Genomic DNA, 22,995 nt, shown 5'->3' with positions numbered 1-22,995 from the left:
CGCGATGGAGGCCGCGGCGCGGATCTCCAGGGCGCAGTCCATGGAAGCGCTCTCGTCGCAGGCGAACGTGGCCGGCTACAAGGCCGTACTGGAAGCCGCCGAGCGCTCCACCCGGTTCTTCCCGATGCTCACCACCGCCGCGGGCACGGTGAAGCCGGCGACCGTCCTGATGCTGGGCGTGGGCGTGGCCGGCCTCCAGGCCCTGGCCACGGCCAAGCGCCTGGGCGCCCGCACCACCGGCTTCGACGTCCGCCCCGAGGTCGCCGAGCAGGTGCGCTCGCTGGGCGCCCAGTGGCTCGAACTGGGCGTCGAGGCGTCCGGCGAGGGCGGGTACGCGCGGGCGCTCACCGACGCCGAACAGGCCGCGCAGCAGCAGCGGTTGACCGAGGCGGTCGCCGGGTTCGACGTGGTGATCACCACCGCACTGGTGCCCGGCCGCCCGGCGCCGCGGCTCGTCACCGCCGAGGCGGTGCGGCGGATGCGGCCCGGCAGCGTCGTGGTGGACCTCGCCGGGGAGACCGGCGGCAACTGCGAACCGACCGTGCCCGGCGAGACCGTCGTACGGCACGACGTCACGATCGCGGCACCGGCGAACCTGCCCGCGACCATGCCCGAGCACGCGAGCGAGCTGTACGCCCGCAATGTCCTGGCACTGCTCGAACTCATGCTGAACGACGGCGAGTTCGCACCCGATCCGGCGGACGAGATCATCGCGGCCTGCCGGGTCACCGGCGAGAGCGCGGAACTGTCGGAGGTGGCCTGATGTTCCTGGCCAATCTGGCGATCCTGGTGCCGGCCGGCTTCGTCGGCTTCGCGGTCATCTCCAAGGTGCCCAACACCCTGCACACCCCGCTGATGTCCGGCACCAACGCCATCCACGGCATCGTGCTGCTCGGCGGACTGATCCTGGTCGGACTGTCGGCGTCGGGCTTCCTGGACAAGCTGCTGCTGGTGGTGGCGATCACCTTCGGGACGATCAACGTCGTCGGCGGCTTCCTGGTGACCGACCGCATGCTCGGCATGTTCAAGAAGAAGCCCGCCGGGGCCGGAGCCGAGGGAGGTGCGGGCCGTGAGTGACGTCGTCACCGTCCTCTACATCGTCGCGTTCGCCCTGTTCATCCATGGGCTGACCGGACTGACCGGCCCGCGCACGGCCGTGCGCGGCAATCTCACGGCGGCGGCCGGCATGGTGATCGCCATCGTCGCCACCCTGCTCACCCCCGGGATGGGCAACTGGCTGCTGATCGTGCTCGGGCTGGTGCTCGGCACGGTGATCGGGGTACCGGCGGCGCAGAAGGTCAAGATGACCGCGATGCCGCAGATGGTGGCCCTGTTCAACGGCGTCGGCGGCGGTGCCGTGGCCCTGATCTCCTGGGTGGAGTTCCGCGACAGCCCGCCTACGCGGCGGAACCGGCGTACGTCGCCGTCACCTCGTTGTTCGCCGCGATCGTGGGCTCGGTGTCGTTCCGGGGCTCGCTCATCGCGTTCGGCAAGCTCCAGGAGGTCCTGCCGGGGCGGCCCGCGGGCCTCGGCCGGGGCCAGCAGCCGCTCAACCTGGCACTGCTCCTGGTGGCGCTGGGCTGCGCGGTCTCCATAGGCCTGGGCGCCTCGTCCGAGGCGCTCATCGTGGGCGTGCTGCTGGCGGCCGCGGTGCTCGGCGTGATGGTCGTCCTGCCCATCGGTGGAGCGGACATGCCGGTGGTGGTGTCCCTGCTCAACGCGTTCACCGGACTGTCGGCGGCCGCCACCGGACTGGCCCTGGACAACACCGCGCTGATCGTCGCGGGCATGATCGTCGGCGCGTCCGGGACCATCGTGACCAACCTCATGGCCAAGGCCATGAACCGGTCGATCCCCGCCATCGTCGCCGGCGGGTTCGGCGGGACGGGCGGAGCCGCGGGCGCGGGCGGCGGTCCGGTCGACCAGACGGTACGGCAGACCAGTGCGGCGGACGCGGCGATCCAGATGGCGTACGCGAGCCAGGTCGTCATCGTCCCCGGCTACGGCATGGCGGTCGCCCAGGCGCAGCACGTCGTGCGTGAGATGGCGGGGCTCCTCGAGGCGCGGGGCGTGGAGGTCAAGCACGCCATCCACCCCGTGGCGGGGCGCATGCCGGGCCATATGAACGTGCTGCCGGCCGAGGCCGACGTGCCGTATGAGCAGATGAAGGAAATGGATGACATCAACGGCGAGTTCGGCCGCACCGACGTGGCGCTGGTGATCGGCGCCAACGATGTGACCAACCCGGCCGCCCGCACGAACGCCGCGTCGCCGATCTACGGGATGCCCATCCTGAACGTCGACCACGCGAGGTCGGTCATCGTGCTCAAGCGCTCGATGAGCCCCGGCTTCACGGGCATCGACAACGAGCTGTACTACACGCCGAAGACGGCGATGCTGTTCGGCGACGCCAAGGCGTCCGTCGCCGAGATCACCGAGGAACTCAAGGCGCTGTGAACCGCGGGGTGCTCCGCCCCGTGACCGAGGAGCGGCCGAACACGACAAGTGTCCGGCCGCTTCCGGCGTTGCACGGACGGAGTGTGGGTCAGCCGACCGGCAGGTCCACGTCGACGCACCAGCCCGCGGCATCGCGCCGTATCTCCATGCGGGCCGCGAGCGCGTCCACGATCCCGAGGCCGCGGCCGTGCTCGTCCGGATCGCCGTCCGGACAGGGCCGCCGGGGAGCGCTTCTCTTCCCGTGGTCGCGCACCCCGACGTGCAGGAAGTCCGTGTCCAGACTGAAGCACAACGCCATGTGCGGCCGACCGTGCTCCGCCGCGTTGGCCGCCAGCTCGCCCACGACGAGGACGGCGGTGCAGCGCTCGTCCTCGGTCAGGTGCCACTGGCGCAGCAGCGCCTCGGCGAAGTGCCGTGCGCTGCCCGCCGAGGCGCGGTGGGCGGGAAGGAGCAGCAGTGCGTGCCGAGCGTTACGCCTGTTGTTCATGATGCCATCCCACAATCGGATACTGTATCCAGTATCCTGCAGCCCTCGCCGAACCGGCAGCGATTTTTCGGCAATGACGGAAATTGTTTGGTAAGAACGGACCTCGATTCCGGCGCCGGACACGACAAGAAGCCGGCCCGGGCTGATGGCCCGGGCCGGCTCCTTATGTACGGCGGCTCAGAATGTACGGCGGCTCAGATGATGATCTGCTTGTCGCGCATCGCGGCGATGGCACTGGCGTCGTAGCCCAGCCCGCTCAGCACCTCGTCGGTGTGCTCACCGAGCAGCGGCGCGCCCACGATCTCCGGCTTGAACCGGGAGAACTTGATCGGGCTGCCGACCGTCAGGAACGTCCCGCGGCCCTTCTGCTCGACCTCCACGACGGTCCCGCTCTTGCGGAGCGCCTCGTCCTCGGCGATCTCCTTCATGCTGAGCACGGGCGCGCAGGGCACCTCCCACTCACGCAGGATGTCGACCGCCTCGTACTTCGTCTTGTCCGCCAGCCACTTCTCGATCTCCTCGAAGATCTCGAAGATGTGGTTCTGCCGCGCCTTGGCGGTGCTGTACTCCGCGTCCTCGGCCCACTCGGGCCGGCCGATGGCCTCGGCGGTCCGCTTCCAGTTCTGCTCCTGGATCGTGAAGTAGATGTAGGCGTTGGGGTCGGTCTCCCAGCCCTTGCACTTCAGGACCCAGCCGGGCTGACCGCCGCCGCCCGCGTTGCCGCCCCGGGGCACGGCCTCGCCGAACTCGCCGTTCGGGTACTGCGGGTACTCCTCCAGGTAGCCGACCCGGTCCAGGCGCTGCTGGTCGCGGAGCTTGACGCGGGCGAGGTTGAGCACGGCATCCTGCATGGACACCGCGACCTTCTGGCCCCTGCCGGTCTTGTCCCGGTCGATCAGGGCCGCGAGGAGGCCGATCAGCAGGTGCATACCGGTGTTGCTGTCACCGAGGGCGGCGCCGCTGACGGTGGGCGGGCCGTCCCAGAAGCCGGTCGTGGAGGCGGCGCCGCCGGCACACTGGGCGACGTTCTCGTAGACCTTGAGGTCGTTCCAGGGCGAGTCCTCGTTGAAGCCCTTGACGGAGCCGAAGATCAGCCGCGGGTTCCACTCCTGGAGGGTGTCCCAGCCCAGGCCCATGCGGTCCATGGCGCCGGGCGCGAAGTTCTCGACGAGGACGTCGGCCTCGCGGATCAGCTTCTCCATCACATCCCGGCCCTCGGCGGACTTGGTGTTGATGGCCAGGGACCGCTTGTTGCTGTTGAGCATGGTGAAGTAAAGGGCGTCGGCGTCAGGAATGTCGCGCAGCTGGTTGCGCGTCACGTCACCGCCGGTGGTGCGCTCGACCTTGAGGACATCGGCTCCCAGCCAGGCGAGCATCTGCGTGCAGGCCGGGCCGGCTTGGACGCCGGTGAAGTCGATGACCTTGATCCCGGAGAGCGGTAGTTCAGTCATATCTGTTCCTTTGCGTGAATCATCTCGATGCGTGCCGGATGCGTCTCGACGTGGGTGATGGCGGGACGTGGTCAGTGCTTGGCCGTGATGCCCTTGGGGTTGAGGTGCGCGATGTTGCCGCTCTCCGTGCCGTCCGAGGGGTCGATCACGCAGTCGATGAGGGCCGGCACGCCCGCTGCCAGGGCCTCGCGGAGCGCGGCGGCGACCTCGGTGGGCGTCGTGGCCTGGTAGCCCTTGCCGCCGAACGCCTCGATCATGAGGTCGTGGCGGGCCTTCAGGGCGGTGGGCGCGGGGTCGGAGGTGGTCGACGGGTCGTCACCCCGGTAGACGCCGCTGTTGTTGAGTACGACGGTGACGATCGGCAGGTTGTAGCGGCAGACCGCCTCGATCTCCATGCCGCTGAACCCGAAGGCGCTGTCGCCCTCGATGGCGACGACCGGTTCGCCGGTCTCCACGGCGGTGGCGATCGCGTAGCCCATGCCGATACCCATCACGCCCCATGTGCCGCTGTCCAGGCGGTGGCGCGGCACCTGCATGCCGATCGTGTTGCGAGCCAGGTCCAGCGCGTTGGCGCCTTCGTTGACGACGTAGGCGTTCGGGTTGTCCTTGAGAACGTCGCGGATGGCCTGGAGCGCGCCCAGGAACTTCATCGGGTGCGCGGTCTCGGCGGCCTTCAGGCGTCCGGCCATCTTGGTCACGTTCTGCGCCGAGCGCGTGGAGAGTTCCTCGCGCCACTGCACCGGGGCCGTGATCCGGCCGGGCTTGCTGCGCTCGACGAGGGCCTCCATCACGGAGCCGACGTCACCGACGAGCGGGGCCGCGATCGGCTGGTTGCTGTCCATCTCGTTGGCCGCGATGTCGACCTGGATGAACTTGGCGTCCGGGCTCCACTGGGGCGCGTCGCCGTGGCCGAGCAGCCAGTTGAGGCGCGCGCCGACCAGCATGACGACGTCCGCCTTGCGCAGCGCCAGCGAGCGCGCGGTGGCCGCGGACTGCGGGTGGTCGTCGGGCAGCAGACCCTTCGCCATCGACATGGGCACGTAGGGGATGCCGGTGGTCTCGACGAACTCACGGATCGGGTCGTCCGCGCGCGCGTACGCGGCGCCCTTGCCGAGCACGACCAGCGGCCGCTCGGCGCCGGCAAGCAGGTCGATCGCCCGGTCCACGGCCTCCGGCTGCGGCAGCTGGCGCGGCGCCGGGTCGACGAGCTGCCAGAGGGAGGCGGCGCCCTTGTCGGCGTCGATGATCTCGCCGAGCACGGCGGCCGGAATGTCCAGGTAGACACCGCCGGGGCGGCCGGAGATCGCGGTGCGGATGGCGCGGGCGATACCGCGGCCGATGTCCTCCGCCCGGTGGACCCGGTACGCCGCCTTGGCGAACGGTTTCGCCGCCGCGAGCTGGTCCATCTCCTCGTAGTCGCCCCGCTGGAGGTCGACGAGGTGGCGCTCGCTGGATCCGGAGATCTGCACCATCGGGAAACAGTTGGTGGTCGCGTTGGCGAGCGCCACGAGCCCGTTGAGGAAACCGGGCGCGGACACCGTCAGGCAGATGCCGGGCTTCTGCGTGAGGAAGCCGGCCGCGGCCGCCGCGTGCCCGGCATCGCTCTCGTGCCGGAACCCGATGTAGCGAATGCCCGACGCCTGGGCGAGCCGCGCCAGGTCGGTGATCGGGATGCCCACGACTCCGTAGATGGTCTCGACCCCGTTGAGCTTCAGCGCGTCGACGACCAGATGGATCCCGTCGGTCAGAGCGGCCGGATCTTCGGCGCCCTCCACCCCCGTGTCCCGTGTGACAGCGTCCGTCATGGTCCGGATCCTCCCTAGAGGCTCGCCGAGTTCGTCTTCCGTGTTCACCATCGGCGCGAAGCGGCCGATGCGTCCAAGATCTTTTGCCAACCAGCTGATTTACGGCGTTTATCGATACGGGCGCAGAACGCCCGCGCCCCTCCGGGCACCTGTCAGCGGCCCTGCCCGACACGACTCGCCGCCGCGTTCGGGGCCGCCGCAGCCATCAGCCCGCCCCACGGAGGGCGACGGACTGCCTGTCGTACGGGACCTCGTCCTGCCTGTCGTACGGTTCCTGCGCCCCGCCGGACACGGGGGCGAGGTCCGGCCGTTCCGGCAGGAAGACCTCGTCCAGGGACAGCCCCGCGACCACGTTGAGGAACGCGCGCGCGGCGACCGAACCCGGCGTCGCCGCATGGATCGCCACCGCGATCTGCGCCCGCGCGTCCGGCTCGACCAGCCGCACGGCCCTGGTCCCGCCCGCCATAGGCATCGCGTTCAGCCAGGTGTGCGGGACGACGCTCGCCCATGCGCCCGTGGCGACGTGCGCGCACAGAGAGGCGACCGAGTCCGTCTCGACCTGCGGGGTCGCCACGGCGCCGCAGCTCTCGAAGGCGTCGTCGATGAACTGACGGAACCTCATGTCCGGCGTCAGCAGCGCCAGCGGGAGCTGCGCCGCCTCGGCCCAGGTGATGGTGGGCTTCGCGGGCACCAGGTGCTCGCCGGACACCAGCAGCACGTACTGCTCCTCGTACAGGGGCAGCAGCTCCAGGCCCTCGCGGTCGTCTGGCCCGAAGTGGGCTATGGCGGCGTCCAGTTCGAAGTCGCGCAGTTGCCGGACCAGTTCCGCCGAGGACAGCCGCGAGCAGACCTTCACCCTGGCGAGCGGGTGCATGGAGCAGAACGCGGCCACGGGAAGCCCCGTCGTCGTCGACACCGTGGGGCCGGTCCCCAGCCGCAGCGTCCCGGTGATGCCGGACTGCATGACAGCCACCTCGGCCTTGAACGCGTCGTGCTCGGCGAGGATCCGCTTGGCCCACACGACCAGCCGCTCGCCCTCCGGGGTCAGGCCCTCGAAGGTGTGCCCGCGGTTGATCAACGTGACGTTGAGTTCCCGCTCCAGTTTGGCGATGGCGATCGACAGCGCCGGCTGCGAGACGAAGCAGGCCTCCGCCGCACGCGCGAAATGTTTCTCCCTGGCCACGGCCACGAAGTACTCGAGCTGCCGGAACAACATGAGCGGCCCCTTCCGGACGCGATGGCGATTGTATGCAGTATTCCTTATTCAAACGGCGGACGCCATACTGTCGCCGATCCGGATCCGGAGTGGGCGCACCCGGCCGCGGGCACGGACCCCCGGCCCACCGGGCAGCGCCCCGGAAGAATGGGAGAACGCCGTGGGCGACGGCAGCGAAACAGCGGGCAGGAACGGCACAAAGACGGGACAGGCGACCCCGGGGACCGGGCCCGCCGACGAGCCGGAGGCATGGCTGGCACAGGCGATCGTGCGCGAGTCGTCCGAGGCCGTCGTGGCGGCCGACCCGGACGGGATCATCCTGGTGTGGAACGGCGGCGCGGAGCGCATGTTCGGCCACACGGCGGCCGAGGCGGTGGGCCAGAGCCTCGACCTGATCATCCCGGAGAAGCAGCGGGCGCGGCACAACAAGGGCTACGAGCAGACGATGGCCACCGGTCGGACCCGGTACGGCGACACGCTGCTCGGCGTACCCGCCACCCACAAGGACGGCCATCGCCTCTCGATCGAGTTCACGGTGGCTCTGCTGCGCGACGCGACGGGTCGGATCGCCGGGATCTCGGCGATCATGCGCGAGGTGTCGGAGCGCCGCGCCACGGAGAAGGCGTTGCGTATGCGACTGGCCGAACTCGAGCGCCGCTTTCCCGACCCCGAACCGGAGCCGGAATCAGAACCGGAAGGAATGGTTCCGTGACATCCATCACAGCATGTCTGGATCTAGCCGGGCCGGATAGTAGGCGCGACTCTGACGACATATGGGATTTGTCCGTCTTGATCTAACGGCTCGGCCTGCCGGGGTGGGCGGTATTCCACCCACCCCGGATTCTCAGCGGTTCTTCGCGGCCGCAAGGATTCTGACGGGCCAACAGAATGCCGTGGAGCCGCGAAAACACGGCAGGCATGTCCCCGCACCCATGACAAGGGCCGTACGAGTCTACGAAGCGAGATAGTACGAAGGCCCTTTGCGCGCTGTATGAAGCCGTCCTAAGAATGACGAGCCGCAGGCACGTCGCCGCAGTTCAGGGGCGAAACCTGCACACAGCCAGCAGCCGCACAAGGAGCGCTCGGCGATCACCGAGTGAGGTCACGCATGGGTAAGCACAGCAAGAAGCAGTATTACCGGCGGATAGTCATAGCCGCCGCCGTCCTCGGCGCCGTGGGCGTACCGTCCGTCGCCATGGCCTGTACCGATTGGCCGGGTAGCGGAGGAAACGATCCTTCCCTCACCCGCACGGCCGCGGCGAAGAACTGGTGGAACGACGCCGACTGGTACCGCCAGTGGAACGAGGAGGCGAGCGCGCCCGCCTCCGCGACGCCGGAGCCGACGGCCCCTTCCGCCGCCTCGTCGCAGCCGATGTCGCCGCATCACAAGAAGAAGCACAAGCACACCGAGCGGAAGCACTGGCCCACCGCGACGCACAGGCCGTCCCCCAGCACGCAGAAGCCCACGACTTCCGCCCCCTCCACTCCTTCAGCTCCCGCGAGCTCCGCCGCTCCCGCGGCCCCGAGCACCCCGAAGCCCTCCGCCACGGCGTCCGGCGTCGCCGCCCAGATCGTGCAGCTCGTCAACGCCGAGCGCAGCAAGGTCGGCTGCTCGCCCCTCACCCTGAACGCGACCCTGACCAAGGCGGCCCAGGCGCACAGCGCGGACATGGCCGCCCACCAGAACATGTCGCACACCGGCTCCGACGGCTCCGACCCGGGCCAGCGGATCACGAGTGCCGGCTACAACTGGAGCGCGTACGGCGAGAACGTCGCGTACGGCTACGCCACGGCCCAGCAGGTCATGGCGGGCTGGATGTCCAGCCCCGGCCACAAGGCAAACATCCTCAACTGCACGTTCAAGGAGATCGGCGTAGGCCTGGCCCAGCCAAACAGCTACTGGACCCAGGACTTCGGGACGGCCCGCTGACCCCTCCCCGGGCATACGGCAGGCCGGGGCCGGTCAGGCGAACCGGCGGGCGCTCAGTGGTCGACCACGATCACCGCGTCCCTCCGCGTCCGCGCGAGTGGTGCGGAACTGGTTGACGGGGTGCTCGGTGTCGGCGTGGCCGAAGGAGACCGCGCAGACGACAAGTCGGTCCGGCGGGATGCGGAAGTACTCGCGGACATGGTCCGCGTGCATCGCGATCGCCGCCTGCGAAATGGTCACGACGCGCGGTGACGATGCTCTGCGCCGCGACGCAGCGTGCGGCCGAAGCGGCCTGTGGCTGCCTGGACCGCGCTCTGGCCGCCGGCCTGACGTCCAGGGCGGTCGGCAGGAGGCTGTCCTGCTCACCGCCGAGGGCTTCGAGGACGTTCTCGGGGCGGCGGCCGGAACCCGAGGCGACTACAGCAGCATTTCCGGCGTGATGGGAAGGCTGCGCATCCGTGAACCGGTCGCGTGGTAAATGGCGTTGGCGATCGCGGGGGCCACGCCGATCGACGCGATCTCGCCGATTCCCTTCGTCCCCAGAAGGTTGACATACGGGTCGTCCTCTTCGACGAAGATCGGGTCCAGCACCCCGATGTCCGCGTTCACCGGGACGAGGTAGTCCGCCAGACTGCCGTTGACCACGTGGCCGTCTCGGGGGTCGACGACGGTGTGCTCCAACAGGGCCATCCCGATCCCCATCACCATGCCTCCGACGGCCTGGCTGTGGGCCATCTTCGGATTGACGATCCGGCCGCCCCCGAAGGCGCCGACCACCCGTGGCACGCGCACCAGGCCGAGATCCGGATCGACCCTCACTTCGGCGAAGATGGCACCGAACGCATGCATCGAGTACTGGCCGGATTCCTCACTGGGCCGGTATTCCTCGGTTGCCTCGACCGAGTGCCCCAACCGCCCCATGACCTCGGCGAGATCTGCGTCGCCGCTGGTCTCCCCCGCCTGCTCCAGAGCTTGACGCCTCGCCTCGGCGCACGCGGCGTACACGGCGGAACCGACACCTCCCATGGTCGCCGATCCACCGTGCGGGGGCGCTTGAGGCAGACTGGCGTCCCCCAGCTCGAAGCGAACCCGCTCCAGGGGCAGTCCCAGCGTCTCTGCTGCGACCTGCGTCATCGATGTATAGGTGCCCGGCCCCATGTCGCTCGTCGCGGAGGTCACGAGGGCCGAACCGTCGGGGTGGACCACCGCACGCGCCTGGGCCGGGAAGTTGTAGACGGGGTAGGTCGCGGAGGAGCATCCGTAGCCGATCAGCCGTCCCTGCTCGTCGCGCATCGATCCGATGCGCGGGTCGCGGCTGCTCCAGCCGAAGCGTTCTCCGGCGGTGATGAGGCATTCCCGCAGGCTGCGGCTCGAGAACGGCAGATTCCTGTCCAGATCGCGATCGGCGTCATTGCGCAGCCGCAGCTCGACCGGGTCGATGTCGAGGACTTCCGCCAGTTCGTCCATGGCGGACTCCAGGGCGAAGATGCCACTGATTTCGCCCGGCCCCCGCATGGAGCACGGCGTGTTGACGTTCATCTCGGCCAGGCGATAGCGCGTGGCGACGTTCTCACACCGGTAGAGAAAGCGGGTCGGTCCGAGGAGGTTCTCCGCGTACTGCTCGTACATCGAGGTGACCGCCGTACCCTCGTGCTGGATGGAGACGAGGGTGCCACTGCGGTCGGCGCCGAGTACGACGCGCTGTGCGGTGTGCGGCCGAAAGCCGGTGAGCTCGAACATCTGCCGCCGTGTCAGCATCACCTTCACCGGCCGGTCGACCCGTTGTGCCGCCATCGCCGCGAGCACGGTGTGCGGCCACATATTCAGCGCCGAGCCGAAGGCACCGCCGACGAAGGGCGAGATGACCTCGACGTTCTCGGGCGGAATCCCGAAGGTCGCGGCGATGGAGGTGCGCATGTTGCCGACCCACTGGGTCTTGGCCCACAGCCTGAGCGTTCCACCGTCCCAAACCGCGGTCGTAGCCATCAGCTCGATGGGGTTGTGGTCCTCGCGTGCGATCACATACGTGGAATCGACCTTTGCCTGGGCCGTGCGCAGTGCAGCATCGGGGTCGCCGCGCCTCGTGTCGGCGGGCAGACCGAACTGCTGGTTGCCTGGTCCCGGCGCGACGGCGTGTGCGGCGGCGTCCTCGAAGGAGGTCGCGGCCGGGTCCTCGGCGTAGGAGGCCTGTACGAGCGTCGCGGCGTGCACAGCGTTCTCAAAGGTGTCGGCGACGACGAGCGCAATGGCCTGGCCGTGGTGAAGGATGCGGTCGTCCTGCAGCACGTGGATCGGCTCACCGTCCTGGGCGTCGATGAGGGACCGGGACGGGTGGTACGGAAGCCGGGGCGCGTTGTAGTGGGTCAGTACCTCGATGACACCGGGAGTGGACTCGGCTGCGGCCGTGTGTACGGCGGTGATACGGCCGTTCGCGATGGCGGAACCGACGACGACGCCGTACGCCAATCCCGGTCCAGGGTCGAATTCGGCGGCGTAGGTGGCCTTGCCGGTCACCTTGGCATATCCGTCCACTCGGCTGACCGGCTGCCCGATGTAGGACGTCGCGCGGGTGACGGTCGTCGTCATGCTCGGCCTCCCACGACGCTGAGGGCACGGACCACCGTCCGCTTCATCAGTTCGGGCTTGAACTCGTTCTGTGCACGGGTGACGGCACCTTCGGTCGCATGCTGCGCCGCATTCCGGTACGTGTCGTCGCCGTTCGGACGACCGCGCAGCGCGTCTTCGACCTTGCGCATGCGCCACGGCTTGGTGCCGACTCCGCCCATGGCCACCCGTGCTGCGCGGATGGTCCCGTTGTCGATGTCCAGAGCCACGGCCGCGGAAGTCAGCGCGAACTCGAAGGACTCCCGGTCCCGCACCTTGAGGTAGTGGGAGCGTCGAGCAGCCGGCGACGCGGGAACCACCACCGCGGTGATCAACTCACCTGGATCCAGCACCGTTTCGATGGAGGGGGTGTCGCTGGGCAGGCGATACAGAGCGTCCACGGCAACAACCCGTTCCCCGTTCGGACCCAGTACGTGGACCTCCGCGCCCAACGCCACCAGCGCCACGGCGACGTCGGAGGCGTTCGTCGCGATGCACTGATCGGATGTGCCCAGCACGGCGGCCGTCCGGTTCACGCCGTCCATCGCGGCGCAACCGGATCCAGGAGCGCGCTTGTTGCAGGCGTGGAAGCCGGGGTCGCGGAAGTAGGGGCAGCGCGTTCGCTGCAGGAGGTTGCCGCCGATCGTGGCCATGTTCCGCAGCTGTCCCGAGGCCGACAGCAGCAGCGCCTCGGCGATCACGGGGAAGGCCACGGCGACATCGGGATCGGCGGCGATGTCGCTCATCTTGGCGGCGGCGCCGAGGCGCAGTGATCCATCAGGCGCCACTTCGATGCGATCGTCGAGCACGCCGTCGAGAGCCACCAGCTGTTCCGGGCGCAGGATTTCGTCGACCAGCAACTGCATCATGTCCGTGCCGCCGGCGATGTACTGGGCGGACGGAGCGGAACCGAGACGTCTGGCCGAGGCCGGGTCGCCCGGGCGCTCGAGCGTGAAGGGATACATCGCTCAGACCTCCGACCACTTCTCGTCCGGCGCCGATCCAGTCGGGGTCTTCGCCACCTGGGCAATGGCGGCCACGATGTTGGAGTACGCGCCACAGCGGCACAGATTGCCGCTCATGAACTCCCGGATCTCGTCGGCCGAACCCGTATGACCTTCCCGCAGCAGGCCGGCAGCGGACATGATCTGCCCGGAAGTGCAGTATCCGCATTGGAAACCGTCGTGGTCGACGAACGCCTGCTGCAGGGGGCTCAGAGCGCTCTCACCATCTTGCGCCAGGCCCTCGATGGTCGTGATCTCCTTGTTGTCGTACAGCGCAGCCAGAGCCAGGCACGCGTTGATCCTCCGGCCATCGGCGAGCACGGTGCACGCACCGCACATACCCAGGCCGCAGCCCTTCTTCGAACCGGTCAGCTTGAGGTGATCGCGCAGGGCGTCCAGCAAGGTCGTCCGAGTGTCCAGTTCTTCCAGCGCGTACTCTTCACCGTTCACGTGCAAGGTCACGGAAACCGTGGGTGTCGCGGTCATCGAGAACTCCTCACCGGCTGTCCGAAGCACCGTTTACGAGTATCAGCAGGGGGCGACGACGGCGCCATTTGGAAAGGGGTTCCCTGCTCTCTGGCATCGCCGACCTGGATCGGGGTGGAGATTCCTCCCCTCACAGAAGTTGCGCGCTCAGCCGGACTCGCCTGCATGAGCAGCAACCCGAGCCGAGGCGGGCTCCGCCGGGAGGAAGTGGCCCTGCTCGCCGCCATCAGCACCGACCACCGCGTCATGCCGGTGACCTCGGCGTCGTCGGCGATCTGGAGGGCCTGCTCGACCGCGTACCCGTCCAGCTCGGAGAGCAGACCGTCCCCGTCATCGCGGGCCGAGACCCCCAACAGAGCCGACGATGACGTCGAGGACGGCGCCGCGCACGCGGGTTGGCCGGGTGGGACACCTCGATCATCGGGGTAGATCTTGGGTTCGTGCCCCCCGGAACCTTGATGGCAAGCGGTCGCATGCCGGTTCCTTGCGTGACATGTGCGGTGCCCCGGCTGTTCCAGACGGGCCCTGTGGTGTGCGGAATCCCTCCGTCGACGAGTCCGACGTAAGTAGGGTGATACGCATGAAGGGGCCCTGACCTCGCTGGAGGGTGGGTCGGACACGATGGGGGGTCGCGTTGGATCGCCTGGCCGGAGCAGACCTGGAAGTCGGCCAAGACCAGTTCGTGCTTGACGGGTTTGTCATCTTGCTCGGTTCAGCCGCGCAGCCCGTACAGACTGACGATCCCGGCCATGTCGGCGGGCTGCATCGGGCAGTTCTTGCGGGGCTCGACCGCCGCCATACAGGGGGTTGCGGCGCGGTCGAGTTCGGCGATGAAGTGCGGGCTTTCGCTGGGGCCGTAGAAGCAGTCGGCGACCAGCGCACGGAACGCGATGCCCTTGGCGCGGGCCCGGGCGGTGGCGGCCGCGACGATGCCGTTTCCGACCTGCCCACGGGAGCCGAGGTACTGACGGGACACATAGGCCGTGGCGTGCCCGGACTTCCGGACACCGGAGTCGTCCGGAAACAACGCCCCGCCGTCGTGGGGCGCGGTCACCGGCTCCGCCAACGCGGTCAGCGTCTTGTTGCGGTCCCGCGGCGCCAGCAGGGTGGCGACGTAATCCCGCAACGCCCGACGCTGCGCACGGCAGACAAGAAGGTCACTACCGCAGGTCGATCGGACGCGGTGGGCGTGTGACCGGCCGGCCGACGCCCACGGTACTGCCCCCATCGCTGCGCGTGCGGCTCGGGCTGATCGCGGCCCTCTCCACACTGGCGGTCATCGTGCTCGGGGTCCTGTATGCCGGCCACAGCCGGCCCGGCAAGGTGGACGGGTGGATCCAGCCCGCGGTGGAGGGTGTGCGGCCGCCGTGGCGGAACGTCGCTCTGGCCGCGGACTTCTGGGGGGAGCCCGCCGGAGCGGCGATGTTGGTCGTGGCCGCCGTGGCAGGCTGCCTGCTGCTTCGGCGTCCTCGCGCGGCGGGGCTCATCGTTGCCGGCGTCGGCATGACCGTGGCGACGACGACGCTGCTCAAGTCCTTGGTGGGACGCACCATCCACGGCGACAACCTGTCCTATCCGAGCGGGCACACCGCCTTCGCCACCGCGCTCGCCCTCATGGTGGCGCTGCTCGCGACCGGCCTGCTCGGCCTCGGCAGGACGGCCGGCACGTTACTCGTGCTCGCCGCGGCGCTGGTTGCCGGCGCCGCCATGGGCTGGGCGCAGGCCGCCCTGGGCGCGCATTACCCGACCGACGTCCTCGGCGGCTGGTGCACCGCGCTGACGGTGATACCGGCGACAGCCTGGCTGGTCGATCGGATGGCCGACTGGCTGGTCGATCGGATGGCCGCCGCCGCTCGGCGGGAGCGTCGCTGACGTCACGTCACGCCAAGGGGCGGAATACGGGCTTCACCGGTCGCCCGGCCAGCCAGGGGGTGGGGTCGCCGGCGTCCAGTGCCTTCCGGTACACCGCACATGCCTGGGCCACCACCTCGACGGTGCGGTCGATGTCGTCCTCGCCGAGCGCGCTGCTCACCACGAACGACGGGGCCAGCACCCCGCCCGCGAGGAGCCGACGCAGGAACAGGGTGCGGTACTCCTGCGACGGCTGCCGGTTCTCGTCGAGGGTGGCGAAGACCAGGTTGCTGGCCCGGCCCCGGACGAGGACGTGCTCGCCGACGCCCATACTGGCCGCTGCGTCGCGGACACCGGCGGCCAACCGCTCGCCGAGGGCGTGCAGCCGCGCGGTGACGCCCTCCTCGACGTAGGTGGTGAGCACGGCCATCGCGGCGGCCAGTGAGTGCGTTTCCGCACCGTGCGTGGTGGACAGCAGGAACACCCGGTCGCCGGAGTGGCGCAGCCCGCCCCGCTCCATCAGTTCGCGGCGCCCGGCCAGCGCGGAGACGGCGAACCCGTTGCCCAGCGCCTTGCCGAACGTGGAGAGGTCGGGGACGACGCCGTACAGGCCCTGGGCGCCCGCCTCGGACCAGCGCAAGCCGGTGATCATCTCGTCGAAGATCAGTACGCATCCGTGTCGGTCGGCCAGCTCGCGCAGGCCGGCGAGATACCCGGGGGGCGGCTCGGTGTGGCCGGCAGGTTCGAGGATCAGGCAGGCGACCTCGTCCTGGTACCGGGTGAGCAGCTCCTCCGTGGCGTCCAGGTCCCCGTAGGGGAAAGCCACGGTGAGCTCGGTGGTCGCCGCCGGAATACCGGCGGACATCGGCGTGGTGCCGATGAACCAGTCGTCGACGGAGAAGAACGGATGGTCGCCGCAGATGGCCACCCGCGGACGCCCGGTGACGGCACGGGCGAGGCGCACCGCGGCGGTGGTGACGTCGGAGCCGTTCTTCGCGAACTTCACCATATCCGCGGTCGGCACCGTGGCCAGGAAGCGTTCCGCGGCCTCGACCTCCACGATGGACGGCCGGACGAAGTTGCTGCCGCGGTCGAGTTCCCGCCGCACCGCCTCGATCACGCGTGGGTGGGCGTGGCCGAGGCTGACCGACCGCAGGCCGGAGCCGTACTCGATGTAGCAGTTGCCGTCGACGTCCCACACGTGGGCACCGCGGCCGTGGCTGATGACCGGGGCCAGGTTGTCGGGGTACTGGTCGTCGCCCTTGGCGTAGGTGTGCGCGCCCCCGGGGATCATGGCGTGCAGCCGCTCGTTCGCCAGCCGCGACCGGGGCAGGAGGAACTCTTCGGTGTCCACGGGAACCTCAATTCTCTTCCTGCTTCAGGACCTCGGCGAGGCTCGGCGCCTCCCGGTCCCGCTGGGACATCGATGTGGCCGGCAGCGGCCAGGGAATGGCGAGCTCCGGGTCGTCGAAGGCGATCGTCACGTCCTCGGACGGATCGTGCGGGCGGTCGATCCGGTACGAGGTGTCGGCGGTCTCGGTCAGCGCCTGGAAACCGTGCGCGCACCCCGCCGGGATGTACAGGGTCACCTGCGTCTCGCCGGACAGCTCGAAGAAGGCCCGGTTGCGGTAGGTCGGCGAGTCCGGCCGCAGGTCCACGACGACGTCGAAGATCTTCCCGTACGAGCACCGCACCAGCTTGGCCTCGCCGGCGCCGGAGCGCAGATGCAGGCCGCGCAGCACGCCCCGGACCGAGCGGGACAGGCTGTCCTGGACGAAGGCGTCCGGGTCGAGACCCACCGAGCGGACCACGTCGGCGTCGAAGGTGCGGCAGAAGAAGCCGCGCTCGTCGGCGTACGGCGTCGGCTCGAAGAGGTAAGCGCCGGTGATCTCAGGGACTTCGGTCGCCTTCATGGAGCCTTCCGCGAGGTGTGGGCGTGGTCGGCCGCGGGGAACAGGGCCGCGGTCAGGGAGTTGAAGTGGTGCTCGAGTCGCCGGGCGGCGGCCAGGTTCCTCTCGGTGAGGGTCTGACGCAGTTCGGCCGAACGCTTCTCCAGCGCACGGAACTGTTCGAGCAGCCGGTCGGCGTCGACCTCCTGCGCCGGGTGGCAGTACGCGCTGAGGCCCATCTCCGCCATGAGCGCGTCGCTCTTCGTCGCGTAGCAGAGGGCGAGCACCGGCGTACCGGTCTTCAGCGCGCAGATCAGGTTGTGGTACCGGACCGCCACTACGGTGTCGGCAGCCGCCATCTCGTTCATCAGGTCGGCCAGTGACGACGGCTCGGCAGCGGTGACCAGCGGCGAGTCCACCGCGTCGCGGATCGCGGCGACCACCGACGCGTCGCACTCGTCGCCGGTGAGCAGCCGGACAGGCCTGCCCTCCTCGACCAGCGTGCGGACGAACCGGATCGTCCCGTCGAGGTAGCGCCGGTATATCTCATCGGCTCGGTCGCGATCGTCGTTGCCGCCGTGGAAGTCCATGACGCCGACGCAGACCGGGCCCGGCGGGGCCGACGGGTCCGCGGGCGCGCTCGCCCGCGGCGTCGGCAGGGCGAACGCGAGGTCCGGGTGGACCTCGTCGCGCGTGGTGTCCACGCCCATCTCCCGCATCGCGTCGCGGGACGGGGCGTCCCGGTACGACCGGTAGGCGGCCAGCCGCGCCGACCACCGCACCAGGGTCCGGGTCGGCCGGTTGCCGATCGCGGCGGCGCCGACGCCGACCAGCGCGACCCGGGTGCGCAGCAGCCGGCCACTCGCGCAGAGCAGGAACAGCGAGTACGGGAAGCCCCACGGCCGCAGCGGGAGCGTGGCCTCCAGGACGCCCATGCCCGGCACGATCACCACGTCGTGCCGGCGCACCCAGGAGGCGGTGCGGAAGACGTCGACGAGTTTGCCCAGACCCTTCGCCACGATCGCGTTCGCACGCGACGCGGTCCGGTACTCCCCGCGGTACCAGTGCAGCCGCGTCGCGGGGATCCCGAACCGGGCCGTCACGGCCTCGGGACCGCCGCACAGCGCGTCCACGACCGCCCCCGGGTGTTCGGCGCGGAGGTAACCGAGCACGGCTTCGAGCGATCCGTCGTTGCCGAGGTTGCCGGAGCCGAGCAGGCCGAACACCCCGACGCGCACCGGGGCCCTGTCCGCGGCCGTCATGCCTGCCTCCCCTCACGGCCGGCGACCAGGGCGTCGACGGAGACGGTGAGCCGGTCCGGGTCGACCGGGGCGCGGTCCTCGACCCGCTCGCCGGCGCCCGGCCGGACCCGGCTGGTCATCCACGCGGCCAGGTGGCGGTAGCACGCGCGCCGGTCGGCCGGGGACAACGGCGCCCGCCGGACCGCCGCGACGAAGCCCCAGATGTACTCGGCGAGCAGCCGGGGCGTCGGATGCAGCGGGCCCGCCCGGCGGGGGTCCAGGTTGACGCACCGAGAGCGCTTGGAAGGATTCGCCCGCTCGGCGCGCGTGGGGTGGTCGCGGCGGAAGTACAGCAGCTCCGGCACCTGGTGGAAGGCCCCGTGCAGGGTGATCTCGGCGACGAACGTGCGGTCCGCGTGGTGGTAGCTGTCGAGCGGCTTCACCCGGCGCAGCATGTCGGCCCGCATCACCCCGTAGAAGTCGTCGCCACCCGGCTCGAACAACAGACTGCGGAAGCGCTCCGGCGCGTGCGGGGAGTCGGTGGCGAGCCCGTACTCGTAGGGGACCTTCACCTGGCCGTCGCCGTCTATTACCGCCTGGCCGGTGTGCGCGAGGATCATGTCCGGCCGCTCGTCCAGCGCCTGAACGCAGCGCCGCAGCAGGTCCCGGCCGTACAGGTCGTCGTGCGAGGCCCACTTGAACAGCTCGCCACGGGACTCGGCGAACACATGGTTGTGGTTCGGCGTGGCGCCGATGTTCCGGGGCAGCCGGAGGTACCGGATGCGCGAGTCCCGCGCCGCGTACTTGCGACAGATCTCCTGGGTCCCGTCGGTCGAGGCGTTGTCGGAGATGACCAGCTCGAAGTCCTCGTAGGTCTGGCCGAGCAGGGCGTCGAGCGACTCGGCCAGGTACTCCTCGCCGTTGTACACGGGCAGGCCGATACTCAGCCTGGGTTGGGCGGTCATGAGGTCCTCACTTCGGGGATGGGATGGCGGTGGCGCTCGCGCAGGGCGGACCGCAGTTGCAGCCACCACACGGCCGAGCCGCTGACGGTCGCGGCGGCGACGCCCCAGGCCGAGCCGACCGTGCCGGCGGCGGCCGCCCCGCCGAGCCCGCCGCCGACATAGCAGGCGGAGGCGAAGAGCTGGCAGCGCAGGCTGCGCCGAGCCGCGCCGAGCGCACGCAGCCCGGCCGCCGCGCCGGTGCCGAGGCCCGCGCCCGCGACGCCGAGGGTGACCGGCACGATGAGCTGCGAGGCGGAGTGCCAGACGTCGCCGAGCACCAGATCGCCGAGCCGGCCGGGCATCAGCAGCAGCGCCGAGCCCCAGAGCAGCGCACCGGCGGCCTGCCCCCCGCCCAGCAAGAGGCAGAACCTGCCGAGCCGGTGCGGGGCCTGCCGTAGCACCCGTGCCGCCTCCGGGACGGTGACCAGCGAAAGCCCCATCAGCACGGCAAGGAACGGGCCGAGCAGGAGCTCGGCGCCCCGCACCGCACCCACCGCGCTCACCCCGACGATCGCGCCGAGTCCGTACGCTCGCAGCTGGCTCGCGCCACTGAGGCTGACGTTCTCGACCAGGTACCGGTAGCCGAGATCGCGCTGCTCGCGAAGCCACCCGCGCGCCTCGGTCATCCGGGGCCTGATGCCGGACTGGATGTAGCCGTACCCCGCCGCCACCGTGGCGGACGCGCCCCAGGCGAACACGAAAGCGGCCACGCTGCCCACACGGGCCGCCACCACCATGGCCGGGACGAGCGCGACACCCCACACGACGTCGTTGACGAACGCCTTCCGCCCGGCGCCGGCGGCGAAGAACGAGAACCGCCAGGCGTCCTGGAGCAGCAGCCCCGGCAGCATGACGGCGAGGGCGGCGAACGCGGGCCCCACGCGGCCGCCGAAGCCGAGCCCGGCCACCAGACACGCCGCGCCGATGGCCGCACCGACGCAGAGTGCGGTGCCCGTGGACCGGGCCACCGCCCCGCGCCAGGACGCGTCCGGAACGCCGCTGAAGCGCACCACGAGCGGATCGGTGGCCAGCCCGCGGGAGACGTTGAGCACCACGCCGTACGTCACCCAGGCGAGGCTGAACACGCCGAACGCGGTCAGCCCCAGCGAGCGGGCCACGTAGATGCCCACCACGAAGTTGCTCACGCTGGAGGCCGCCTGGTCGGCCAGTCCCCAGGACAGCCGGCCGACGAGGGCCCGCTGGGCGGTCCGCCGGGCTTCTCCGGGCGGGTTTTCCGGTGTCGTCGTCTTCGCCCCTTCGGTGGTCATCGGCGTCATGCCTTGATCAGCCCGGCGCCGTGCAGGGCGTCGGCCGCGGCGGCGACGGTGTCGAACGGCAGCCCGGACCGCTCGGCGACGTCCAGCAGACTGTGCTCGCCGTCGGAGAGGCTGAGCACCCAGAGCATGGCCATCTGGGCCTGTTTCGCGTCGCTGCGGCCGCCGAGCGAGTCGTACAACCCGCGCCGGCCCAGCTGCGGTTCGCCGTAGGGGCTGAGGTTGACGTACTGCCGGTTGCGGTCGAGGACGGCGAACGCCTCGCGGCAGACGGCGAGCGTGTCCGCCATCGCCTCCGGGGAGACGAAGTCCGGGTTGTCCGCCGAGGTGTGGTACTCGGGGTACCCGGCGTACGGGGTCCGGCTGAGCGAACCCACGCCGAGATCGAACCCGGGCGAGCAGAACTGCCGCTCGTCGTATCCGTACGGAGTGAACTCGGCGACGTGGTGCGGACGTTCGGAGGCGGCCAGCACATGCCGCATCACCCGGTCGATCTCCGCGTCGCCGCGCCTGCTCTGCTTGTACGTCAGTTGGCCCGAGTCGCCGGCGCAGGCCAGCACAAGGCCGTGCTTGACCCGTTCCACCCGCTCCGCGTTGCGGGCCAGCCAGGTGATCGCCCCGATCGTGCCGGGCGCGAACAGGAACCGGTAGGTGTAATACGGCGTTTCCTGTGCCAGCGCCCGGGCCAGGAACGTCGCCACCGCGATGCCGGCCAGGTTGTCGTTGGCCAGCGACGGGTGGCAGACGTGGCAGGAGACGATCACCTCGTCGGGGACCTGCCCGGGGACGATGTGCTCGGCGTAGGTGAGGTGGCCATCTTCGAGTGTGGAGTCGATGCGCACCTCGTACTCGCCGTCCGGCAGCGCGTCCAAGGTCTCCTGGGCCAGGCAGAATCCCCATTCCGGCTTGTAGTAGCTGGTGCGGTACGGCACCCAACTCGGGTGGTCCGGCAGGGTGTGCAGGTGCCCGCGAAGCTCGGCCAGCGGCATGGTCTGCGACACCGGCACGCTGTAGCCGAGCACGTGCAGGCTGGACGCGGCGAAGTCGACGACGCGGTTGCCGGCGGTGTCGGCGACGTACGCGTCCCGGATGTTCCACTCCCGCGGAACCGTCCAGTCGAGCACTTGCGTCCCTGTCGGCACCTCGTGCACCTGCAGCGGGACGTACTCGCCGACGATCTCCAGGGTCGCGCGCACACCGTCGCCGGTGATGCTCCGGCACAGCGGGTACAGCCGCTCCACCAACGCGTGCATCTCCTCGCCGACTGCGGTCATCGGCGCCACCGCAGGGTGTCGTCGACGGCGCCGGCGTCGGACGCCGCGCGCAGCACGGCAAGGCGGGTGAAGCGTCGCTCGAAGTCCTCCCTGGTCAGCCCGAACTTCCGGTAGGCGTCGGCGAGTTCGAGCGCTCCCTGCTTCACCGTCCACTCGCAGTCGAAGCCGGGGATCGCGGCGCGGAACCGGGAGAAGTCCACCCGGTACGACCGCGGATCGGCACCGGTCTCCCCGGTGATCACCACCCGCGAGCCGGACACCGCCTCGGCGACCTGCTCGGCGATCTCCGCGACCGTGACGTTGTTGATCTCGCTGCCGATGTTGAACGCCCGGTCGTGCACCGCTTCGCGCGGCGCGGTCAGCGCGGCCGCGAAGGCCCGTGCGATGTCGGCGGCGTGCACCAGCGGGCGCCAGGGGGTGCCGTCGGAGAGCACCAGCACCTCGCCGGACAGGAGCGCGTGGCCCACCAGGTTGTTCAGCACGATATCGGCGCGCAGCCGGGGTGAGTAGCCGAAGGCGGTGGCGTTGCGCATGAACACCGGGCTGAAGTCGCCGTCGGACAGCGCGTGCAGGTCGTCCTCCACCCGCACCTTGGACTCCGCGTACGGCGTCACCGGGCGCAGCGGGGCGTCCTCGGTCACCAGGTCGTCGCCGCCGGCGGCACCGTAGACCGAGCAGGTCGACGCGTACAGGAAGCGCCGCACTCCGGCGTCGCGGGCCAGCCGGGCCAGCCGCACGGACGCGTGGTGGTTGATGTCGTAGGTGAGCTCCGGCGCCAGCGATCCCAGCGGGTCGTTGGACAGCGCGGCCAGGTGGATCACGGCGTCCACCCCGGCCACGTGTTCGGCCGTGACGTCGCGCAGGTCCACCCGATGCCCGGACGGGTCCGCGGGCGGCGGGCCGAGGACGCAGTCGGCGAACAGGCCGGCGTCAAGACCGACGACCTCGTGCCCGGCGGCCGCGAGGACCGGGGCCATCACGGTGCCCAGGTAGCCCTGGTGTCCGGTCAGCAGTACGCGCAA

Annotated in this window: 23 protein-coding genes and 1 pseudogene; 8 read left to right on the top strand and 16 right to left on the bottom strand. The window is 70.1% G+C overall.

Annotated elements, in window-relative coordinates; genetic code table 11:
* Window positions 1–40 precede the first annotated feature (40 nt).
* From ACFYXB_RS17525 to ACFYXB_RS17510, 4 genes and pseudogenes are all read left to right on the top strand, one after another.
* Window positions 41–763 carry a hypothetical protein gene (locus ACFYXB_RS17525; protein WP_389582941.1) on the top strand — a complete coding sequence of 241 codons (723 nt, stop codon included), beginning with the start codon at window positions 41–43 and terminating at the stop codon, window positions 761–763.
* Entirely contained in the window at window positions 763–1,077 is a 315-nt protein-coding gene (locus ACFYXB_RS17520) for an NAD(P) transhydrogenase subunit alpha (protein WP_389582939.1), read from the top strand. The genes ACFYXB_RS17525 and ACFYXB_RS17520 overlap by 1 nt, the downstream gene beginning before the upstream one ends.
* A pseudogene (locus ACFYXB_RS17515) lies at window positions 1,061–1,333 on the top strand (NAD(P)(+) transhydrogenase (Re/Si-specific) subunit beta); the annotation flags it as partial. The gene ACFYXB_RS17520 and the pseudogene ACFYXB_RS17515, both read left to right, overlap by 17 nt.
* Window positions 1,334–1,458: 125 nt before the next feature.
* Window positions 1,459–2,457 (top strand): NAD(P)(+) transhydrogenase (Re/Si-specific) subunit beta, encoded by a 999-nt coding sequence (locus ACFYXB_RS17510; protein WP_389582936.1) that lies wholly within the window; start codon window positions 1,459–1,461, stop codon window positions 2,455–2,457.
* An 88-nt stretch (window positions 2,458–2,545) separates the two neighbouring features.
* Here the strand turns inward: ACFYXB_RS17510 and ACFYXB_RS17505 are convergent, their stop codons facing one another.
* The 4 genes from ACFYXB_RS17505 to ACFYXB_RS17490 form a co-directional block, all read right to left on the bottom strand.
* Window positions 2,546–2,944: an ATP-binding protein gene (locus tag ACFYXB_RS17505; RefSeq protein ID WP_389582933.1), complete on the bottom strand. Its 399-nt coding sequence runs from the start codon at window positions 2,942–2,944 to the stop codon at window positions 2,546–2,548.
* Between the two features lie 194 nt (window positions 2,945–3,138).
* On the bottom strand, window positions 3,139–4,395 hold the full coding sequence (gene frc, locus ACFYXB_RS17500) for a formyl-CoA transferase (protein ID WP_389582931.1): 1,257 nt from the start codon (window positions 4,393–4,395) through the stop codon (window positions 3,139–3,141).
* Window positions 4,396–4,466: 71 nt separating this feature from the next.
* Window positions 4,467–6,200: an oxalyl-CoA decarboxylase gene (gene oxc / locus ACFYXB_RS17495; RefSeq protein ID WP_389582929.1), complete on the bottom strand. Its 1,734-nt coding sequence runs from the start codon at window positions 6,198–6,200 to the stop codon at window positions 4,467–4,469.
* 205 nt (window positions 6,201–6,405) lie between these two features.
* Complete coding sequence (locus tag ACFYXB_RS17490) at window positions 6,406–7,416, bottom strand: LysR family transcriptional regulator (protein ID WP_389582927.1); 1,011 nt, start codon at window positions 7,414–7,416, stop codon at window positions 6,406–6,408.
* A 160-nt stretch (window positions 7,417–7,576) separates the two neighbouring features.
* Between ACFYXB_RS17490 and ACFYXB_RS17485 the strand changes: the two genes are divergently transcribed.
* Both ACFYXB_RS17485 and ACFYXB_RS17480 read left to right on the top strand, forming a co-directional pair.
* Window positions 7,577–8,128, top strand: a complete 552-nt coding sequence (locus ACFYXB_RS17485; protein WP_389582925.1) for a PAS domain-containing protein — start codon at window positions 7,577–7,579, stop codon at window positions 8,126–8,128.
* 396 nt (window positions 8,129–8,524) lie between these two features.
* Window positions 8,525–9,346 (top strand): CAP domain-containing protein, encoded by an 822-nt coding sequence (locus tag ACFYXB_RS17480; protein ID WP_389582922.1) that lies wholly within the window; start codon window positions 8,525–8,527, stop codon window positions 9,344–9,346.
* Between the two features lie 33 nt (window positions 9,347–9,379).
* Here the strand turns inward: ACFYXB_RS17480 and ACFYXB_RS17475 are convergent, their stop codons facing one another.
* From ACFYXB_RS17475 to ACFYXB_RS17460, 4 genes are all read right to left on the bottom strand, one after another.
* Window positions 9,380–9,586 (bottom strand): hypothetical protein, encoded by a 207-nt coding sequence (locus ACFYXB_RS17475; protein WP_389582919.1) that lies wholly within the window; start codon window positions 9,584–9,586, stop codon window positions 9,380–9,382.
* A gap of 177 nt (window positions 9,587–9,763) precedes the next feature.
* Window positions 9,764–11,932 (bottom strand): xanthine dehydrogenase family protein molybdopterin-binding subunit, encoded by a 2,169-nt coding sequence (locus tag ACFYXB_RS17470; protein ID WP_389582917.1) that lies wholly within the window; start codon window positions 11,930–11,932, stop codon window positions 9,764–9,766.
* Entirely contained in the window at window positions 11,929–12,915 is a 987-nt protein-coding gene (locus ACFYXB_RS17465) for an FAD binding domain-containing protein (protein ID WP_389582915.1), read from the bottom strand. The genes ACFYXB_RS17470 and ACFYXB_RS17465 overlap by 4 nt, the downstream gene beginning before the upstream one ends.
* A 3-nt stretch (window positions 12,916–12,918) precedes the next feature.
* Window positions 12,919–13,440 carry a (2Fe-2S)-binding protein gene (locus ACFYXB_RS17460; RefSeq protein ID WP_388501515.1) on the bottom strand — a complete coding sequence of 174 codons (522 nt, stop codon included), beginning with the start codon at window positions 13,438–13,440 and terminating at the stop codon, window positions 12,919–12,921.
* Window positions 13,441–13,605: 165 nt separating this feature from the next.
* Here ACFYXB_RS17460 and ACFYXB_RS17455 point away from each other — a divergent pair, with 165 nt between their 5' ends.
* Window positions 13,606–13,869 (top strand): hypothetical protein, encoded by a 264-nt coding sequence (locus ACFYXB_RS17455; RefSeq protein WP_389583192.1) that lies wholly within the window; start codon window positions 13,606–13,608, stop codon window positions 13,867–13,869.
* A 283-nt stretch (window positions 13,870–14,152) separates the two neighbouring features.
* On the opposite strand, the gene ACFYXB_RS17450 is transcribed toward ACFYXB_RS17455, so the two are convergent.
* Complete coding sequence (locus ACFYXB_RS17450; RefSeq protein WP_389582913.1) at window positions 14,153–14,566, bottom strand: transposase; 414 nt, start codon at window positions 14,564–14,566, stop codon at window positions 14,153–14,155.
* A 65-nt stretch (window positions 14,567–14,631) separates the two neighbouring features.
* On the opposite strand from ACFYXB_RS17450, the gene ACFYXB_RS17445 reads away from it, so the two are divergent.
* On the top strand, window positions 14,632–15,312 hold the full coding sequence (locus ACFYXB_RS17445; RefSeq protein ID WP_389582910.1) for a phosphatase PAP2 family protein: 681 nt from the start codon (window positions 14,632–14,634) through the stop codon (window positions 15,310–15,312).
* Between the two features lie 7 nt (window positions 15,313–15,319).
* On the opposite strand, the gene ACFYXB_RS17440 is transcribed toward ACFYXB_RS17445, so the two are convergent.
* The 7 genes from ACFYXB_RS17440 to ACFYXB_RS17410 are packed head-to-tail and all read right to left on the bottom strand — an operon-like array spanning window position 15,320 to window position 22,995.
* A complete protein-coding gene (locus tag ACFYXB_RS17440) occupies window positions 15,320–16,645 on the bottom strand; it encodes a glutamate-1-semialdehyde 2,1-aminomutase (RefSeq protein ID WP_389582907.1) in 1,326 nt (441 codons plus the stop codon).
* 7 nt (window positions 16,646–16,652) lie between these two features.
* Entirely contained in the window at window positions 16,653–17,204 is a 552-nt protein-coding gene (gene rfbC, locus ACFYXB_RS17435) for a dTDP-4-dehydrorhamnose 3,5-epimerase (RefSeq protein WP_389582905.1), read from the bottom strand.
* Window positions 17,201–18,442 carry a polysaccharide pyruvyl transferase family protein gene (locus tag ACFYXB_RS17430; RefSeq protein ID WP_389582903.1) on the bottom strand — a complete coding sequence of 414 codons (1,242 nt, stop codon included), beginning with the start codon at window positions 18,440–18,442 and terminating at the stop codon, window positions 17,201–17,203. Before ACFYXB_RS17430 ends, rfbC begins: the two co-directional genes overlap by 4 nt.
* Window positions 18,439–19,386, bottom strand: a complete 948-nt coding sequence (locus ACFYXB_RS17425) for a glycosyltransferase family 2 protein (protein WP_389582901.1) — start codon at window positions 19,384–19,386, stop codon at window positions 18,439–18,441. Before ACFYXB_RS17425 ends, ACFYXB_RS17430 begins: the two co-directional genes overlap by 4 nt.
* Window positions 19,383–20,693 (bottom strand): hypothetical protein, encoded by a 1,311-nt coding sequence (locus tag ACFYXB_RS17420; RefSeq protein WP_389582898.1) that lies wholly within the window; start codon window positions 20,691–20,693, stop codon window positions 19,383–19,385. Before ACFYXB_RS17420 ends, ACFYXB_RS17425 begins: the two co-directional genes overlap by 4 nt.
* A gap of 5 nt (window positions 20,694–20,698) precedes the next feature.
* Window positions 20,699–21,973, bottom strand: coding sequence for a DUF4910 domain-containing protein (locus tag ACFYXB_RS17415; RefSeq protein WP_389582896.1), 1,275 nt, complete (start codon window positions 21,971–21,973; stop codon window positions 20,699–20,701).
* On the bottom strand, window positions 21,970–22,995 hold the full coding sequence (locus ACFYXB_RS17410; RefSeq protein WP_389582893.1) for an NAD-dependent epimerase/dehydratase family protein: 1,026 nt from the start codon (window positions 22,993–22,995) through the stop codon (window positions 21,970–21,972). The genes ACFYXB_RS17415 and ACFYXB_RS17410 overlap by 4 nt, the downstream gene beginning before the upstream one ends.

It is taken from the genome of Streptomyces sp. NPDC002619 (assembly GCF_042889305.1).
In the GTDB taxonomy this organism is placed as follows: Bacteria; Actinomycetota; Actinomycetes; order Streptomycetales; family Streptomycetaceae; genus Streptomyces.
This window is presented reverse-complemented; position numbering and strand designations above follow the sequence as displayed.